Origin of the sequence: Mycolicibacterium rutilum, from assembly GCF_900108565.1 — a bacterium.
Taxonomy (GTDB): Bacteria; Actinomycetota; Actinomycetes; order Mycobacteriales; family Mycobacteriaceae; genus Mycobacterium; species Mycobacterium rutilum.
This window is the reverse complement of sequence record NZ_LT629971.1, coordinates 2,736,540-2,752,928: the sequence shown is the minus strand read 5'-3', so window position 1 is coordinate 2,752,928 and position 16,389 is coordinate 2,736,540. Positions and strand designations below refer to the sequence as shown.

Below are 16,389 nucleotides of genomic sequence, written 5' to 3'. Positions count from 1 at the left end.
TTAGTGCGCGGCTTCGCCGAACTCGAACGCACCGATCGCGGATGGTTGCCGCACCGGTTGCCGCGACGCGCCCGCGATCAGTGCGACGACCCACAGTTGCTCGGGGCGGAATCCCAACCGGCCGGGGTGCGCTTCAGCTTCCGGACGGCGGCGACGGTGATCGAGTTGGACGTGCATCGGACGCGGGTCGTGCTGACCGGTGTTCCGGAGCGACCCGCCGGCGTCGTCGACCTGGTCATCGACGGCCGGCTGGCCGGGCAGGTGGCGACCAGCGGAGGTGATGTGGTGCGGGTCGATCCGGCAACCGGTGCGACGGCGAGAGAGCCGGGGCCGGTTGCGGCGGTCCGCTTCGACGGGTTGGCTGCGGTCGAGAAAGACGTCGAGATCTGGTTGCCGCACTACGAGCGCGCCGAGGTGGTCGGCCTGCGCACCGACGCGGCGTTGAGCGCCACGCCGATGACCGGGAAACGCTGGGTGCACTACGGGAGTTCGATCAGCCAGGGGTCGAACGCCGCAAGCCCGAGTACGACGTGGCCGGCGATCGCGGCCGGGCTGGCGGGTGCTGATCTCGTGAACCTCGGCTTTTCTGGCAGCGCGCTGCTCGACCCGTTCGTGGCCCGCGCCATTCGTGATCGGCCCGCCGACGTCGTGAGCGTGAAGATCGGTATCAACCTCGTCAATGCGGACCTGTTCCGGCAGCGAGCATTTGGACCCGCCGTGCACGGATTCCTCGACACCATCCGCGACGGGCACCCGGATGTCCCGCTGGTGGTGATCGGCCCGCTGTACTGCCCGATCCACGAAACCACGCCAGGGCCGGGAGCTTTCGATGTCGAGGCGTTGAAGGCGGGGACGGTGCGCTTCGTCGCGACGGGCGATCCAGCCGAGACGACGAAGCCCGGCGGTCTCGGTCGCTTGACGCTGACTTACATCCGCGAGCAACTGGCGGCGATCGTCGCGCGCAGACGCGACACCGACCCGGCGATCTCCTACGTCGACGGCCTGTCGCTGTACGGCCCGGCCGACGCACAGACCCATCCGTTGCCGGACCAACTGCACCCGGACGCGCCGACACACCGCCTGATCGGGCAGCGGTTCGCCGAGACGACGCTGCAGACGCTCTGCGCGTCGCCCGATACGGGACCGGCTGGACGCTGTCCGCGGCAGGCCTAGAAACGTGGGCCGCCGCGCAAAGCGCACTACGCCACCGAACGCAGAAAAGCGGTAGGCGTTCGCTTATCCGGAGAGCTACTCCGGGTAACCGATGCGAGCCCGACCGCGTGCGATCTCCTCGATCTGAGCCAAGAGTCGTGAATTGAGGCGTGCGTGCGCGCGCTCCGCGTCCCCGAAGGCATTGACCGGTCCCGACGAAAGCCGAGTTGACTGGGGGGATTTCGCTTGTTGCGACGACACCCTCGCAGGTCGCACAGACGGAGGTCGCGCTGGGATCTCCACACCGTGGCGGATCGCGTGCGCGGTGTCGATGCCGCGGGCGAAGTCGTGCGCCGCCTTGGCAATTGTCCGGATCCAGTGGTACATGCTCGCCCTCCGAAATCTCACAGGTCTGTGAAGTTCACGTCCGACGCTACTACACTGGTCTGTGAAGTCAAGGAGGTGTCGGTATGGCACGGGCTGTTGTCGACGATGAACCCCGGATGACGCCCGGCGCGCGACGCATCCTCGAGGTGGCGACGCGGTTGTTCTACCGCGACGGCATTCACGCCGTCGGAGTCGACACCATCGCGGCGGAGTCGGGCGTGACGAAGCGGACGCTGTATGACCGGTTCGGCTCGAAGGACACGCTGGTGGCGGCGTACCTGCGCCGGCGGCATCAGGTGTGGTGGGAGCGGTTCGAACGGCGCATCGACGAAGCCGATCCGCCGAGGGCGCTGGTGGTGTTCGACGCCTACCTCGACGACTCCACGATGGTCAGCCGGGGCTGCGCGTTCGTCAACGCCGCCGCCGAGCTACCCCGAGACCATGCCGCCTACGCCGTCATCCGCGAGCACAAGCAGGCCGTCCGCGAACGGTTGGCGGAATTGGTCGCCGAGGATGTTGACGACGCTGCGGAAGCCCGGGATATCGCGGAGCACCTGTTTCTCCTGGCCGAGGGCGCGATCGTGCATCACGGCCTCGACGACAGCCGCGATGCCATGGCCGCCGCGCGCCGGATCGCCACGGAGTTGCTGCCGCGGACGAAGTCTCGGCGCCGCCGGCCGCGGTGACGCCGGGTCAAAAGCTGGCGTGTGGTGCACCCATTCCCGGGTCGATCTGATAAGGACCCGATGCCGACGGCGCGATCGGGAAGTCGAAGATCGCTGTCGGAATGTACACCGTGGCACAGGAATTCGGGATGTCGACGACCCCGGAGAGCCGGCCTTCGATGGGGGCGGAGCCCAGCAGCAGGTAGGCCTGTTCGGGGCTGTACCCGAACTTGGTCAGGTAGTCGATGGCGTGCAAACAGGCTCGCTGATAGGCCAGATCGGAGTCCAGGTACTTCTGTTCGCCGTCGAGGGTGACCGAGGTGCCGGAGAAAGCGATCCACTCAGAGTACTGCGGCGCGGTGTTGCCGGGCAGGAAGATCGCGTTCTCGGTGACCCCGTAGGTCTCCATACCACCCTTGATCAGATCGACGTGCAGATCCAGGAAGCCGCCCATCTCGATGGCCCCGCAGAAGGTGATTTCGCCGTCGCCCTGCGAGAAGTGCAGATCCCCGAACGACAGGTTGGCACCCGGCACGAACACCGGATAGAACACCCGCGTTCCCTTGGTCAGGTTCTTGATGTCCTGGTTGCCGCCGTTCTCCCGGGGCGGAGCGGTGCGCGCAGCTTCGGCGGCCACCCGAGCGAAGTCATCGCCGGTCAGCGAACCGAGGACGGCATCCTGCGGTTCGGGCGGAAGTGCAAGCGGTGGAACGCGATCCGGATCGGTGGCAATCAAGGCCGCCTCCCGGCGATTCCATTTCGACAGCAGATCGGCCGACGGCGCGGTACCCATCAAACCCGGGTGGACGATGCCGGTGTACCCGACACCGGGCACGTGCCGAGAGGTCGCCGTCTGACCGGAGAAGTCCCAGATCGCCTTGTAGGCGTCGGGGAACTGGTCGGTCAGAAATCCGCCACCGTTGCGCTTGGCGAAGATGCCGGTGTAGCCCCAGCCCTGGCCGGCCAGCGGTCCCGAGTCCTCCTGCGGAATAGGCCCGACGTCGAGGATGTCGACGATCAGCAGGTCACCGGGCTCGGCGCCCTCGACCGCGAATGGGCCCGACAGACAGTGCACGCTCTTGAGCGGTGCGTTGAGGATGTCCTCGGCCGAATCGTCGTTGTGGATCGCTCCGTCGAACCATTCGCGACAATGCGCGCGGAAACTGTCGCCCGGTTTGACCGTGACTGCGGCGGGAATGTCGGGATGCCACCGGTTGTGACCGACGATCTGCTGCTCGGTGAATTTTTTGGCAGAGTCGAGCGGGAAAAGGAGTTCGGGCACGTCGTCCTCCATGACTGGGCGGTCGGAACGGGCTGTCATTTCAACGTAGCCCTGTCACAGCGGGCGCGCTCGGGATCGCTATGGACTTATGGTGATATGCGTGCCCTTGTATAAGTTCCGATGCGCGCAGGGCTGCCCCGATTTCACCGAGCAGCATCCGATTTCGTCGCCGCCCGATACCGCGGCGTGTGTGCAGTGCGGCCAACCGGCCCGCCGGATGATCGGCGCACCGGCGCTCGGCTCCGGCGCAAGCTCCGCCATGCGGTTACAAGACACCACGCGGGCGACCGCCGACACTCCGGCGGTGGTCGACCGCATTCCCCAGCGAAAGCGGCCGCCCGCACCGGTCAGCACGAATCCACTGCACCGCAAGCTGCCACGACCGTAAGCCGCTGCGCTCTACTCGATGACGAAGGCCGAAATGACCTGATCGGTCCTGGTCTGGTATACCGCGTACGGCGGGTGGGCCTCGACGGCCAGCTTCCACCAGTGCTCGCGCTCGGTGCCGTGCACCCGCGGGCGGTCATGGTTACCACCTTGTCGCCGTCCCGAACAGTCACTGTCGGGTTCGCTTTGACATTGTGGTACCAGGTCGGATCCTTGGGATCCCGCCTTGGACGCAAACATGGCGTAGCGGCCGTTCTCCTCGACGCGCATCAAGGGCACGTACCGCTTCTACCGCTCTTGGCGCCGACAGTGGTGAACAGGACGACTGGACGGTCGGAAACCTCGACGCCGGCGGTGTCGCCCTGCTCCAGAATCCGTTCGGTTCGCTCGCGAACCCAGTCGGTGGGGTTCAGTTCCAGTTGCTCGATCACGGATGACGCAAGGTCTGACCGGTCTAGATGTTCCCCGGGGGGCTCGACTGCAAATGGTCTTCCTGAGCGGCGGTGATGGGGTCAACCGCGGCAACGGGGGGCGACGGTGGATCCATGGGAGGCTTCGGCAGCGACGGTTCGGCGGCTCTAACGAATCGGCAAGAGATGACTGGTTAGTGTCGACCACCGTTGACCATTAACGTATTCCGAGTGGCCGGACTTGCTTCGTACCTCGGTACTCGGCGTAACACCGAAGCATTTTGGCCACCGGCTTGTAGCGGACGATCAACACAGGCAACCACTGCGGCGACGAAGGCTGATGGCTGGAGCGTGACTGATCTGACTTACGTGATTGCTGATGTAACGCCTATCGGCTAGGGCGTGTCTGACAAATGTTTCGGGTGTTTCGGTTGAGACTTAGGGCATGTCGCGGTTTCAGCTGCTCACCGATGCTCAATGGTCATTGATCGAAGACCTTCTACCTGTCCGAACAGGTAAGAAGGGCAGGCCTTTTCGGGATGCCCGCTCGATGGTCGAGGGGATCATTTATCGATACCTGTCGCTTGCCAGGGTGATGGGACCACCTGATTGCCAGGGGGATGGGACCACCGTGGCGCGTTATTGAGGATGCTTGTCGGCGGGGTCTGGGTCAAGCTGAGGGCGGGTTCGTTGGCGGTAGGACGGTCCTTCGATGACCAGGGTGTGCGCGGCGGAGGTCAGTCGGTCGATGGCTGATTGGGCCAGCAGGGTGTCGGCGGTCATGGTCAGCCATTCGGCGGGCTCGCGGTTCGACGTCATGATGGTGGTCTTGGCGCGGTGGCGCTCGACGACGATTTCGTAGAAGTCGCTGGTTTCGGTGGCGTCGAGGGGGCGTAGCGCGAAGTCGTCGATGATCAGAACGTCGACGGCGGCCAGTCGGCGGATCTCTGCGTCGACGGTGTGGTCCAGGCGGGCGGCGCGTAGCCGGGTGAACAGTTTGTCGGCGCGGCCGAAAACGACGGTGTGGCGGCGGCGAATAGCCATGTGGCCCAATGCTGTTGCCAGATGGGTCTTGCCGACGCCGACGGGCCCGAGGACGATCGCGGACTGGCCGGCATCGAGGAACCGTAGCGAGGTGAGATCACCGAGCAGGGTGCGGTCATAGCGCAGGTCGTCGTGGGCGGTCCAGGTGTCAAACCGCATGCTCGGATCGAGTCCGGCTTTGGCCGCTCGTAGTGCCGCGGAGCGGGATTCGCGTCGGGAGACCTCGTCAGCCAGCAGTGTTTCCAGGAAGCCGATGTGGCTGAGTTTGTGTTGTCGGGCCAAGGCGGCGCGTTCGGGCAGGGTGTCAGCCAGTGCACCGAGCTTGAGGGCTTTGAGCAGTCGGAGCAGATCAGCGCCGATCGGGTCGGTAGCTCCACGGGCGGTGGTAGTCATGTCAGCGGTTCTCCTCGGAAAAGATGGTCAATGATGTTGGGGTGGAGTTGAATTCGGAAGGATCACGGGCGAAGCGGGTCGCGGTGTGACCGACCGCTTTCGGCAGGGCCGGGGAGCTGGTCTCGGTGGCGCGCTCCAGCATGGAGGCGATCTTGTTCACCGAGACGACATCGAGATCCAGCGACAATGAACAGGCCTGTTCGACCCGGTCGGCGCCGTAGCGGCGCACCAGACCCAGCAGCCGGTAGACGGTACGCATCTTCGTCCAGGGCAGCCGGTCATCGAGGATGCGTTCGGCGTAGATCCCGACGTTGGGGCCGTGGGAGGCGCAGGTGGCGATCAACGCCGCCACATCACGCAGCGCGTAGCCGGTCTTGTGTTCGGGCAGATCAGCGGGGGTCGGTGCTGCGCCCACCGGCCGGTTGGCGGGGATGGACCTTGACCAGCACGCCGCGGCGATAGAACTTCACCAGCTCGGTGTCGGCGCGCACGTCCAGGTACTGACCGATCCAGCATTCGGGCAGCGAATACAGGGCCTTGGCGACCTCGGCGTGGAAGTCGCGGTGGACCTTGACCCTCTTGAACACCGGCACGTCATAGACCTGCGGCACCGCCAACAGCCGGGGCTGCTCTTCGTCGGTGAACACCTCCAGCGGGCGTGCGCAGGTGGTGCCGTGGGTGCGGGTGCCCGCAGTGTCACGACACCACGCTGTGGCGGCGTCCTGCGCCTGCTGCAGACTGGTGAATGTTTCTCCGTCCCAGAAGTTTCGCCGCACGTACTGCACGGCGCGTTCCACCCGTGGCTTGTCTTTCGGCGAGGCCACCCTGGCGGGGTCGGTCAGAAACCCGCTATGCCCGGCGTAATCCAGCCAGCCCTGGCTGAACTGCGGGTTGACCGCGTCCGCGTCGGCGATCACCGGCTTGAGATTGTCGGGGATCAGCACGGCGAACACCCCGCCGAAGAACTCCCAGGCCGCCTCGCAGCCTGCGATCACCGCGGCCAGGGTCTGCGAGTACGACAACCACACGAACATGTGCCGGGAGTACACCGCGGTGAAGATCAGCGCGTGCACCTTGCGGCGGCGCCCGTCAGCAGCGTCGGTGAGCATCCCCAGGTAGCCGAAGTCGACCTGGCACTCCACTCCGGGATCGCCATCAGCGACCCGCACCGTGAGGTCTTTGCGGCCGAAACCGCAACGCTGGCTGGCGAATCGGTGCAACGTCCGATACGGCACCACACACCCCTGCCGGGCCAACAGGGTGTGGATCTTCGTGACCGTCAACGGCCGATGCTCACCGGTGCCGGCCACCCAGGCGGTGATCTGATCTTCGAAGCCCACCAGCTGCTCCCACGCCGCCCCGTGGCCATCGGGGCGCACCGGACGCACCGCCTCGGCAACCATCCCGATCAACGCATCATCGACCGCGCTGACGTCGTCGTCGCGACGCAAACCCGCCGCCTGGGCGGCCTCGACGTAGCGGCGCACCGTCTTGCGGTCCAGGCCGCAATGCGCGGCAATGCTGCGGTACCCCGGCGCCGGCAGTCCCACCACCCCCAGCCACACCCGCAGCACTTCCCTGATCTCATTCACACTGACCTCCCGAAAAGCCATGCCCGCCGACCTCCGTGACCTTGAGCCGTCACGGCGATCGAACGAACAAATGAAAAGACCACCGACGCGACGCGCCGGTGGTCCCATAACTGGCAATCCAGGTGGTCCCATCACCCTGGCAAAAATCAGGTCACACTGGTCCCATCCTCATGGCAGACGACAGATACCGGTGCGGGATCGCCTGGCGAGACGTGCCCGAGGTATTCGGACCGTGGCAGACGATCTGGACCTGGCACCGACGGCTGAGCGCCGAGGGCACCTGGGACATGGTGCTGGCTCGGTTGCTGGCCGCCGCCGACGAGGCCGGGATCATCGACTGGGCGGTGTCGGTGGATTCCACGATCGCCCGCGCTCACCAACATGCCACGAACATCACCCGTGACACAGGGGGCTGGGTCGAATTACACAAATCTGGCGAGCGAGCCGCCTGACCACGGCATTGGTCGCTCGCGCGGCGGGTTGACCAGCAAGATCCATCACCTCGTCGACGGGCACGGCCGACCGTTGGTGGTGCTCGTGAGCGCCGGCCAGGCAGGCGACGGACCGGTCCTGGAGCATTTGCTCGCCCACCTCAAAGTTGAGCGCTGCGGGCCTGGGCGGCCCCGCACCCGGCCCGATCGCCTGCGCGGAGATAAGGCCTATTCCAGCCGAGCGACCCGGCAGCGGCTGCGCCGACGAGGGATCGTTGCCGTCATTCCCGAACCGTCCGATCAGATCGGCCACCGTAAACGTCGGGGCACCCACGGCGGCCGACCGCCAGCATTCGACGCCGAGGACTACAAGGGCCGCAACGTTGTTGAACGAGGATTCAGCGTCACCAAGCAGTGGCGTGGTCTGGCCACCCGCTACGACAAACTCGCCATCGTCTACCGGGGCGCAGCAGTCCTACGGGCCATCACACTCTGGCTACCGCATTTATCAGACACGCCCTAGCGGCCCGTGTTCGCAGGAGCGAGCCAGAGAAGAATCTACCTACCAAGCCGTTGAGTGCCCCCAGTCGGACTCGAACCGACACTGTGCGGATTTTAAGTCCGCTGCCTCTGCCAATTGGGCTATGGGGGCTTTGCAGTTTAGAGGGTAATTTAGGCCCTTTCCGCCTCGTCACGATGCTCTGAATACCGCAGTGATACCGCAGTGCTATCGATAGCCTTCCCCAGGGCGTCCGCCACACCGCTCAAGTCGTCATTGAGAAGATGGCCGTAGCGGTCGAGCGTCATCGCGGCGGTCGCGTGCCCAAGCAGTCTCTGCACGACCTTGACGTTAGCGCCTGCACTGATCGCCAGTGACGCCGTGGTGTGTCTCAGCCCGTGCGGTACCAGCCCGTCGATGCCGATATCAGCACACGCGTTGTCGAACGCCCAGCGGTATTCGCCGAGTGGAAGGAACCCGCCCTTTCGGCTGGGAAAGACCAGCGCGTTGGGGTCGGCGGGCAGCTCGGCCTTGAGCTTTTTCCAAACCGGTTCGGGCACAGGCACGTGACGATCTCGCTTCGTCTTAGTCGTCGACTCCACGATGCCCTTACCGGTTACGGCTGTTGCGGACGAGCGCACCGTCAGCATCCGATCCCCCACATGCCGGCGGCGCAACGCAACGGCTTCGCCAAACCTCAGTCCGCAGTACCCGAGAACGAGCGTCAGCGTCTCGAACCGATCAGCAGCCTTCGCCAGCATTAGCAGCTCGGCATGGGTCAGGTAGCGCCGCTCACGCTCGCCCTGCTCGGGAAGATCTTCGTCCCGCTTGATCTCGAACGCGACGTTCTTCGCCACCTTCCCAGTCCGTTGGGCGTACTTAAGGACAGCGCCCACCAGCTGATGAGCTTGGGTGATCCGACTTGCCGACAGGCCGGTTCCGCGTTGCCCGCCGTCGACTGACAGCGCCCCTAGCCACGTTGAATATGATTCATAGTCAATCCTTTTCAGCTGAACACTTTCCCACTTCGGCAGCACCACAGTGTCGAGCAACGAGCGATATCCGGCAACGGTTTTCGGCTTGCGGTGCTGTTTGGTGGCGAACCACTGCTCGGCCACCGATCCGAAAGTCTCCGCACTCTTCCGCGGATCGACGTACTCGCCGCGCTGCACATCGGCGGTCAGCCCATTTAGGTAGGCCTGCGCATCCGGCTTACGCTGGAAACTCTTGGTGCGCTCGGCTCCACTGGCGTCAACCCACCTGACACGCCATCGCGACACCTTGCCATATACCGCAGACCGCTCAGTGCGCATCGCGCCGTCCGGCGCCTTGACTCGTTTGTGCCAGCGGTCGTCAATTCCCGCTCGCTCGTTCCGAGTCGTCATACGCTGAAAGTACCGCAGCACTCCGCTCCCCTCATCCGCTTCGTTGTCCGGAGGCCGGACTATGAGCCCGCCGAAGACGTCACGACCCCCGAGTCATTGAAAGGCTTTTCTTCAAGCGAATGTGGCTGTGGTCGTGGACAGACCGTCAAGTCACCAGTCACTGTTGGCTCAGGCGAACCGACCACAGCTGAGGAGTAATTTGATGGATTTGTTAGGAGCGAAGGAAGTTTCGGACATCACTGGAGTTCCGATGGGGACGCTGAGGTACTGGCGGCATTCGAATATTGGGCCGGCGAGTTTCACCTTGGGACGCCGAGTCGTTTATCGGAGGGCCGAGGTATTGCGCTGGATATCGGAGCGAGAGAGCGCAACCCGCCGCGGAGGCGGCGACGCCGCTTAGTGCCTGCGCACGAAAAAGACCTCGGGGACTAGCCGAGGCCTTCGTTCGAACCACCCGATCACGCCACACGGAAGTTCCTCATGAGAATAGCGCAGCATGCCGATAATCGACAGCACCACGGGCAGGAAATCCCTTGAGCGGCAGGGGGGAGGGGGACAAGAAGTCAGTCGCGGCACGCTTAGTCGATATGGCCCGGGAACGCTATGTTCTCGGAGTCTCCAAGGACGGCGAACCATTTGGCGCCGAACGCAGTCGACCCCACCTCGCGATACTCCTGCGTGGTGGGAGGGCTGGCCTACGGGCAGATCTCGCCGCTCGCTACTTCACCGAGACCGGTGCGGTCGCCGGGGGCCAAGCACTTACCGACGCCACACTGATTTTGGAAGGTCTGGCGGCCACGCAGGCACCCGACAAGTTGAACCTACGCGTTGCCGACCACCACGGGACGATCTACATCGACACTGGAGATCCAAACGGTCAAGTAATCAAAGTCTGCGACGGAAGGTGGTCGATGGCTCCCACTGCGCCGGTGCGGTTCCTCCGAAATACGAAGCTGACGGGGGCGATGCCGGCACCAAGCCCCCGCGGGGATGTGACGAAGCTCTGGGAGTTCGTCAATGTCGCCGTTGAGGACCGCCCAGTTCTTCTCGCGTTCCTAGTAGCTGCTTTGGTTCAGTGCGACGTCCCGCATCCGGTACTAGCCCTGTTTGGCGAGCAAGGTAGCGCTAAAACGACATCGACACGGAGCTTGGTCGAACTCATCGATCCTTCGCCCGCCCCCTTTCGTCAGGCGCCGCGGGACGCGGACTCATGGGCGGTTGCCGCTTCTGGATCGTGGGTCGTTGCTCTGGACAACCTGTCGGCCATCCCGCCGTGGCTGTCGGACTCGTTATGCCGCGCTGCGACAGGCGACGCCATGGTGAAACGGTCTCTATATACCGATGCCGATCTGGCTGTCATCAAGTTTCGTCGATGCGTGATTATCAACGGAATCGACGTCGGCGCCATCCGACCCGATCTGGCAGAGCGGCTAGCGATCGTCGAGCTGCGACGCATCGACCCCAGAATGCGACAGTCAGAGGCCGAGATGCGACAGCGGTGGGAAACAGCTCTACCAGGTATTTTTGGCGGACTACTTGACTTGGCTGCCTCCGTTCACCATCGGTTGGAGACCATCACAGTTGAGGACTCGCCCAGGATGGCGGACTTCTGTCGCACGCTGGCGGCCGTGGACGAGATCTTGTCGACTAATGGCGTACGCCGGTACATGTCGCGCGCCAATCAGTTGTCTGAGGACAGTTTGTCCGTCGACCCGTTTATCGAACAGCTTCGCTCGCGGACATTAGAACCTGCTGTTGGTCAATCCGGCAGTGATTTGCTGATGCTGCTCACACCGGTCAACGACGACTGGCAACGACCGAGGGACTGGCCGAAGAACGGTCGCGACGTTTCTGGGCTGCTGCGTAGGCACGCACCCGCTCTACGCAACCTCGGATGGGTGATCGAAGATGATGGCGCGCGCAACCGCAGGAACGTACTGCTGTGGACAATCTATCCGCCGTACAAAGATGTTGTGGCTCAGCGAGCCTCGCAACCCTCGCGTCTCTCGCTTACGCAGATCAGCGAGAACGCGAACTTCGACCGGAGTCAGCAGAAAGTTTTGAATGCCGACGCGAAGGCTGGCGAGGGTCGCACGGCGGCAGCGTCTTGACCGTGCGCTGTGGTGCAGGGAATCTGGTCCCCAGATAGTTGATCGCATACCATTTCATCCGGTCTGATGATGCGTCAACACCGGCGAAGCGTCGACATGTGGCAGCTCGCCTCGGTGGGGTGGCTGGGTCCTAGAGCTCATCCTGAATCGGCAGCAGCAGGGCGATGGCGTGACCATCCTCCGCCCGGATTTCGAATGAATCCCCTCGTTCGACGCTCAGGAGCACTTCGTCGAAGTTCTCTAGGAGGTCCTGCATTGCAATGATCTTCACGATTGGTCCAAGAGTATGAGGTCACCGGTTACATGCCCGAGAGCAGTGAAGCACCGTGAGGCCAAAGACTGCCGCAGGCGCCACTCTGGCATTTGCGTCGGTCTTGTATCAGCCGGCGGAGCAGGTCAGGGCGTGGGAGGGCACCAAACTTCCTGGACTGCTCTGCAATCCGCGACAGCTTGCGGGTCTACGACCTCGATGTCGCGAAGCACGGATTCACAATCACCCAAGGAGCACCCATGGTCGGTCAGTGCCTTCATCCAACTCACCAGCACGGTCATTGAACGAGTTCCATCCTCGGAAGATCCGGTAGCCCACGCACGACCAAACGTGGCGGCCGCACTGTCGAGAAACGCTCTGTGCACCACCCGATATGCTTTGTCGAACTCCGATCGAGCCATCCAACCGTAGGCAACTAGTTGCGGCACACCGATTTCGCGTTCGATGATGCTTGGGCTCGCAAGGCGAAGGGCAGCGCTCCACTGTTCACGAGCGGTAGCCGGGTATCCGGGTGGCGAAGTGGGCTGAAGCATCAGCAGGTACCGACCGCCTTCCGAGTAATCGGCCCGTCGCCAATCTGGGTCTCGCCCGGGCACCGCTATAGCCGGGGGCGCATGCAGGGTCGTGCGGTCCCAGGTCGGCGGCGGAGGCTGTAGCGAAGCAATTGCGCACACTCTTTTTAGTGCTGAGCTGAGCTGTCTCAGCCTGTTCGCGTAGTCCAGCAGGGGATAACTCTTTAGTGGGGTGTAGTTGCCGCACAGCTCAACCCCAGTTTGCACGTGGAACTCGCGCGTCCAGGCACATGCTTGATCGACGACGTTCGCCAGATACGTATGCTGCCGCGCGAGCTCGGCGCGCCAAGCTTCACCATCTACCTCCTGAGGGAGCGAATCCATTATCAGGATGAACCGCCTGCAGCGTCGAAAATTGCAGTGATCCAGCCGGTTCCCCGACTGTCGAGGTAGGCATGTGCTGCGGCGTAGATCATGTCTTCCAGCGGCAGGTCCGCCTGCATTGCCCCGCAGTTGTCGTCAGCTATCCACCCCAGGACCACCTCAAGCGCCCGGCAAATAAGCCATTGCCCCCTGTACTCTGCACAGACGGTGTCAGTGCGTTCATCTTCCCAACCCGGCTGCACCATTCCGATGCTGAACCATTGCTGCTGAACCGCTTCGGCGAAACGGGCGCGGTCCGAAGCGTCTACTCTGCCGTCAGCTGCAGCCGGCCATACCGAGTCGAAGTTCGGCGGAATTCGGGGGCCACCGTCGGCGACGATCGCAAGGCGCGCGTCGGAAACGATTGCTTCCGTGACCAGTTTGGCGGCTCGCTGGGTAAGCCCTCTGGCACGAAGTTGCGCTACACGCTCGAAAAGGTCGGGGTACTCCCGCTCCAATCGGTGCGGAGTATTCGCGGTGGCGATAGCGTCACGTTTTCCGATTGAGGCGGGCATGGACATACCGGAGCAGGTGGCCCATTCAGTGCCCCAGCGTTGCGCGGCAGTCATGAGCGCTGTTACGTCCGACCAGGTGGTCGCTGCAGCGGCTAAGCGCCAGCCAGCCGGCTCCGCGGCCTTGACTTCTGCGAAGGCGATCAGTGTCGCAGCCGGATCGAGATTTCCGATCCATCGGCTACGAAAGCCCTCTCCAATAGCTTGGTCAGACCAGAGCATCCGCACGCCCTTAGGGACCACAATCCCCGCGGGGACGTAACCCGCACCGTGATGTGTCAGCGCCACAACATGCCGATCGCCAGCCGCTGAATACATCAGGCCGACGGCCCACAGTGCGAAGGTTCGGCAGGATTCGGTGGCGTACAACAGTTCCCACGCCAACCATTTAACCGTCTGTAGATCACTCGACTCGTTGCGCCGCCGTTCCAAGTCCCGGGCCGCCGCGGCCGCTACCCGGGACGGCAGCGTCGCGGCGGGAGTTGTCAACGCTGCCGTCGCGACCGATGCGGCGGCAGGCGCCATTGAGGTGTGAGCGCCGCCAATCAATGGGACAGCACCGGCGGCCGGTGGAATTGCGGCCGGAACTGAAGGCGGCGGACCCAGCGGCCCCGGGGGCAGCAAGGGTGCTGAAACCGCTGGATAGGGATTAGTACTCGACACTACCTGCGGCCCGGCAATAGACGCTGGCACGGCACCCGTGGTCGCTCCTATTAACGGATGCCAGATTCCACTCGGAGATGCCGCCGGCTGCGCCGGCGTCGCAGTGGCTACGACAGCAGGAAAGCTAGTCGTCTGAGCGCCGGTGACCGATGACAGCGGCGCAGGACCACTTGCAGGCATGAGCCCTTGCAGCGCGACAGCAGGAGACGGCGATGCAGATACTGCCGGTCGTACCAAACCCGACTGCGACATTCCTCCAGTGCCCGATCCCGATAGCGGAGATGCTGAACTTCCCAACGCGGCCAACAAGCCTATGGATGAGGAACGTCCTGGTCCGGCGAGGCCTACCCCACTGCTTCCGATGTCACCAACCGCGGCTACGGACGCAGGACTGGAGCTCTGCGCCGGGGGGTGCGGTGACAGCGATGAAGGACCAGGGGTAGGCCCGGTGCTGACCCGCGGCGCAGTGTTACCAGACCTGGATTCGGCATCAGACGGGTCTGGCACCGAAAGACGAGGCTGCGTATCGCCGGTCTCCACTGCTGCCTCGGGTGGACGCTCAGGCGATTCGTCGGATCGCTTATCGGTCGACCGATCGTCATCGGCGGTACTAAACGGACCGCCATTCGGGGGTCCCTCCGGCAGAGGCGTAAATCCCTGGACGAATTGCACAGTTAGAGCGCGGATCTCATCGGCGGCCCCTACTGCGATTCCTCGCGCCCGCGCAGCAGCACTGGTGATGATGTTGATAGCGGTGGGACTTCTGCTCGGCACGTGTACCAGTTGTTGATGTGCCTCAGCATCAATCGTGTCAATCATCAGCTCAGCACTCATCTGGATCGCCGCAACACTCTGCATCAAATCAGCGGCAGCCTTATCCGCGTCGGCCTTATCGTCGGCCCGAACCTGAATACGCCTGTAGGCAGCGTGCATTGCTTCGAAACCATTTGACTGCGCCACACCGACAACCTGCAAGCCGTGCAAGGCGACCCGGTGAGCATCTACTGCAGCCGCAGTCGCCATCGCCAGACGACGTTGAGCAGCAGCCCGTCCTTCAGATTGCTCGCGGGTGACCGGCCATACATCGGGCGCCACGATGAAGCGTGAATAGCTACGAGCGGGTGGTGAAGCGGCCATTAGCCGGCCCCCGTTTCTTCGCAGGCACTTTCAGCGGCCCGCAGGGCACTCGAGTACTGATCAACCATGTCGTTGGAAACGGATGCGGGTTCACGGCGCAAATCTGCGTCGACCACACCCACGATCGACCGCCGGACATCAGCGAGCGCATCAATAACTTCTCGTGGTACGCCTGGACCTAGCCGGGTGGCCATATAGTTCAACTCCGCACCCACCGCGCTGAAGTAGTAGCCCTGCACCCCCAGGCTTTGTGATGACTCCCAGTCATTGGCCCGGTCGACGCGATCGATGAAGGCGCCACGCGCAATCCCAACACCGCTCTTGAAGTTCCTCAGGCCAACACACGCCTCAATTGCTGCGTCGTGTTTTTCTGAGGGCTCCGCAGCAGACGTGGACGAGGTCGACGGCCTTGTCGCGTGTTCAGACTGCCCACTTGGGAAGATCTTGAGACTCACAGCGAGTGACATGATGGCAACGACGGTGCTAACGACCGCGAGGTAGAACGCCAGCTTGCTCACAGTCACTCCACCACGGATCGAAGCTGTGTCGCGTTCAGTTCATCAACGACAACAAGGGAATTCACTGCTGCGGCCGCTGCAGTGCTTAATGCTTCAACCCGCAGAAGGAGCCCCGCCGCGTGACCCTGCTGGGCAGCGACAGAAGTGAAGTCTGCGAGGCCGGCTGCGGCGTCGATGATGGACAGACTGCCGCTAGCGATTGGACCGGCCGGTTCGACAGACGCGGCGTCTGAACCGGCCACGCCAGCTGCCGCAATTCCGCCCCGCGCGGTGGCCGGCTGCAGATCTAGACGCTCCATGACCCATAAAGTACCGCTTCGCACAGACACTTCGCCACAGCTGAGCACACATTCGTTTAGCAGATACTCCCAGTTCAGTGGGCTGATCTGCAATTTCAAGCAAACAGGACACTGGCAGCCGCGTCATGTCCAGAACGTTTGATTCCAGCCGAACTCTCATATGTCAGGATCAGTCACGCTGGGATTGATGCCGCCGCCTGTTTGCATGGCCAGCAATGCCCCATCAAGTGAAGGCGGAACACGACATGCGTCGCATCTGACGGGGTAGCGCCGAGCCAGGGTACGCGTTAATTCCTATTTGGATAGACCACTTTGG

General features: G+C 63.4%; 17 protein-coding genes, 1 tRNA gene and 2 pseudogenes. 8 read left to right on the top strand and 12 right to left on the bottom strand.

All coding sequences use genetic code 11. The features are described 5' to 3' along the window. Positions 1 to 3 precede the first annotated feature (3 nt). Positions 4 to 1,173 carry an SGNH/GDSL hydrolase family protein gene (locus BLW81_RS13430; protein WP_235632265.1) on the top strand — a complete coding sequence of 390 codons (1,170 nt, stop codon included), beginning with the start codon at positions 4 to 6 and terminating at the stop codon, positions 1,171 to 1,173. 449 nt (positions 1,174 to 1,622) lie between these two features. Next, on the top strand, positions 1,623 to 2,225 hold the full coding sequence (locus tag BLW81_RS13425; protein WP_083407583.1) for a TetR/AcrR family transcriptional regulator: 603 nt from the start codon (positions 1,623 to 1,625) through the stop codon (positions 2,223 to 2,225). 7 nt (positions 2,226 to 2,232) lie between these two features. On the opposite strand, the gene fmdA is transcribed toward BLW81_RS13425, so the two are convergent. From fmdA to BLW81_RS30225, 4 genes and pseudogenes are all read right to left on the bottom strand, one after another. Further along, positions 2,233 to 3,486 (bottom strand): formamidase, encoded by a 1,254-nt coding sequence (gene fmdA, locus BLW81_RS13420; protein ID WP_083410515.1) that lies wholly within the window; start codon positions 3,484 to 3,486, stop codon positions 2,233 to 2,235. Between the two features lie 347 nt (positions 3,487 to 3,833). Further along, on the bottom strand, positions 3,834 to 4,046 hold the full coding sequence (locus tag BLW81_RS30235; RefSeq protein WP_322788833.1) for a hypothetical protein: 213 nt from the start codon (positions 4,044 to 4,046) through the stop codon (positions 3,834 to 3,836). Beyond that, positions 3,952 to 4,143 (bottom strand): annotated as a pseudogene (locus BLW81_RS30230) (nitroreductase family deazaflavin-dependent oxidoreductase); the annotation flags it as partial. The gene BLW81_RS30235 and the pseudogene BLW81_RS30230, both read right to left, overlap by 95 nt. Continuing rightward, positions 4,143 to 4,304 carry a PNPOx family protein gene (locus BLW81_RS30225; RefSeq protein WP_322788826.1) on the bottom strand — a complete coding sequence of 54 codons (162 nt, stop codon included), beginning with the start codon at positions 4,302 to 4,304 and terminating at the stop codon, positions 4,143 to 4,145. The pseudogene BLW81_RS30230 and the gene BLW81_RS30225, both read right to left, overlap by 1 nt. Before the next feature lie 424 nt (positions 4,305 to 4,728). Here BLW81_RS30225 and BLW81_RS13405 point away from each other — a divergent pair, with 424 nt between their 5' ends. Then, complete coding sequence (locus BLW81_RS13405) at positions 4,729 to 4,929, top strand: transposase (protein WP_083407581.1); 201 nt, start codon at positions 4,729 to 4,731, stop codon at positions 4,927 to 4,929. Here the strand turns inward: BLW81_RS13405 and istB are convergent. Both istB and istA read right to left on the bottom strand, forming a co-directional pair. After that, on the bottom strand, positions 4,923 to 5,720 hold the full coding sequence (istB, locus tag BLW81_RS13400) for an IS21-like element helper ATPase IstB (protein WP_044482876.1): 798 nt from the start codon (positions 5,718 to 5,720) through the stop codon (positions 4,923 to 4,925). The two genes, BLW81_RS13405 and istB, sit on opposite strands and share 7 nt — an antisense overlap. Before the next feature lies 1 nt (position 5,721). Continuing rightward, a pseudogene (gene istA / locus BLW81_RS13395) lies at positions 5,722 to 7,333 on the bottom strand (IS21 family transposase). 149 nt (positions 7,334 to 7,482) lie between these two features. Between istA and BLW81_RS29705 the strand changes: the two are divergent. Both BLW81_RS29705 and BLW81_RS13390 read left to right on the top strand, forming a co-directional pair. Further along, on the top strand, positions 7,483 to 7,764 hold the full coding sequence (locus tag BLW81_RS29705; RefSeq protein WP_197680370.1) for a transposase: 282 nt from the start codon (positions 7,483 to 7,485) through the stop codon (positions 7,762 to 7,764). Positions 7,765 to 7,792: 28 nt separating this feature from the next. Further along, complete coding sequence (locus BLW81_RS13390) at positions 7,793 to 8,266, top strand: IS5 family transposase (RefSeq protein ID WP_235632017.1); 474 nt, start codon at positions 7,793 to 7,795, stop codon at positions 8,264 to 8,266. Between the two features lie 55 nt (positions 8,267 to 8,321). Here the strand turns inward: BLW81_RS13390 and BLW81_RS13385 are convergent. Together BLW81_RS13385 and BLW81_RS13380 are read right to left on the bottom strand one after the other, a co-directional pair. Next, positions 8,322 to 8,395 (bottom strand) — tRNA-Leu (locus BLW81_RS13385). 20 nt (positions 8,396 to 8,415) lie between these two features. Beyond that, positions 8,416 to 9,627, bottom strand: coding sequence for a tyrosine-type recombinase/integrase (locus BLW81_RS13380; protein WP_173839619.1), 1,212 nt, complete (start codon positions 9,625 to 9,627; stop codon positions 8,416 to 8,418). Positions 9,628 to 9,829: 202 nt separating this feature from the next. On the opposite strand from BLW81_RS13380, the gene BLW81_RS13375 reads away from it, so the two are divergent. Further along, a complete protein-coding gene (locus BLW81_RS13375; protein ID WP_011856752.1) occupies positions 9,830 to 10,027 on the top strand; it encodes a helix-turn-helix transcriptional regulator in 198 nt (65 codons plus the stop codon). 187 nt (positions 10,028 to 10,214) lie between these two features. Continuing rightward, positions 10,215 to 11,738, top strand: a complete 1,524-nt coding sequence (locus BLW81_RS13370) for an AICE element replication initiation protein (RefSeq protein WP_234880200.1) — start codon at positions 10,215 to 10,217, stop codon at positions 11,736 to 11,738. A gap of 130 nt (positions 11,739 to 11,868) precedes the next feature. Here BLW81_RS13370 and BLW81_RS29370 read toward each other — a convergent pair whose 3' ends face one another. Continuing rightward, positions 11,869 to 12,009, bottom strand: coding sequence for a hypothetical protein (locus BLW81_RS29370; RefSeq protein ID WP_156448508.1), 141 nt, complete (start codon positions 12,007 to 12,009; stop codon positions 11,869 to 11,871). Between the two features lie 898 nt (positions 12,010 to 12,907). Continuing rightward, positions 12,908 to 13,840: an EspK C-terminal domain-containing protein gene (locus BLW81_RS29970; RefSeq protein ID WP_235632264.1), complete on the bottom strand. Its 933-nt coding sequence runs from the start codon at positions 13,838 to 13,840 to the stop codon at positions 12,908 to 12,910. Positions 13,841 to 14,893: 1,053 nt separating this feature from the next. On the opposite strand from BLW81_RS29970, the gene BLW81_RS29965 reads away from it, so the two are divergent. Next, entirely contained in the window at positions 14,894 to 15,070 is a 177-nt protein-coding gene (locus BLW81_RS29965) for a hypothetical protein (RefSeq protein ID WP_185292653.1), read from the top strand. 185 nt (positions 15,071 to 15,255) lie between these two features. On the opposite strand, the gene BLW81_RS13355 is transcribed toward BLW81_RS29965, so the two are convergent. Continuing rightward, positions 15,256 to 15,774 (bottom strand): hypothetical protein, encoded by a 519-nt coding sequence (locus BLW81_RS13355; protein ID WP_235632263.1) that lies wholly within the window; start codon positions 15,772 to 15,774, stop codon positions 15,256 to 15,258. Positions 15,775 to 15,776: 2 nt separating this feature from the next. Next, the gene (locus BLW81_RS13350; protein WP_235632262.1) at positions 15,777 to 16,172 is read right to left on the bottom strand and encodes a hypothetical protein; all 396 of its coding nucleotides are present in this window, start codon (positions 16,170 to 16,172) and stop codon (positions 15,777 to 15,779) included. Between the last annotated feature and the right edge of the window lie 217 nt (positions 16,173 to 16,389).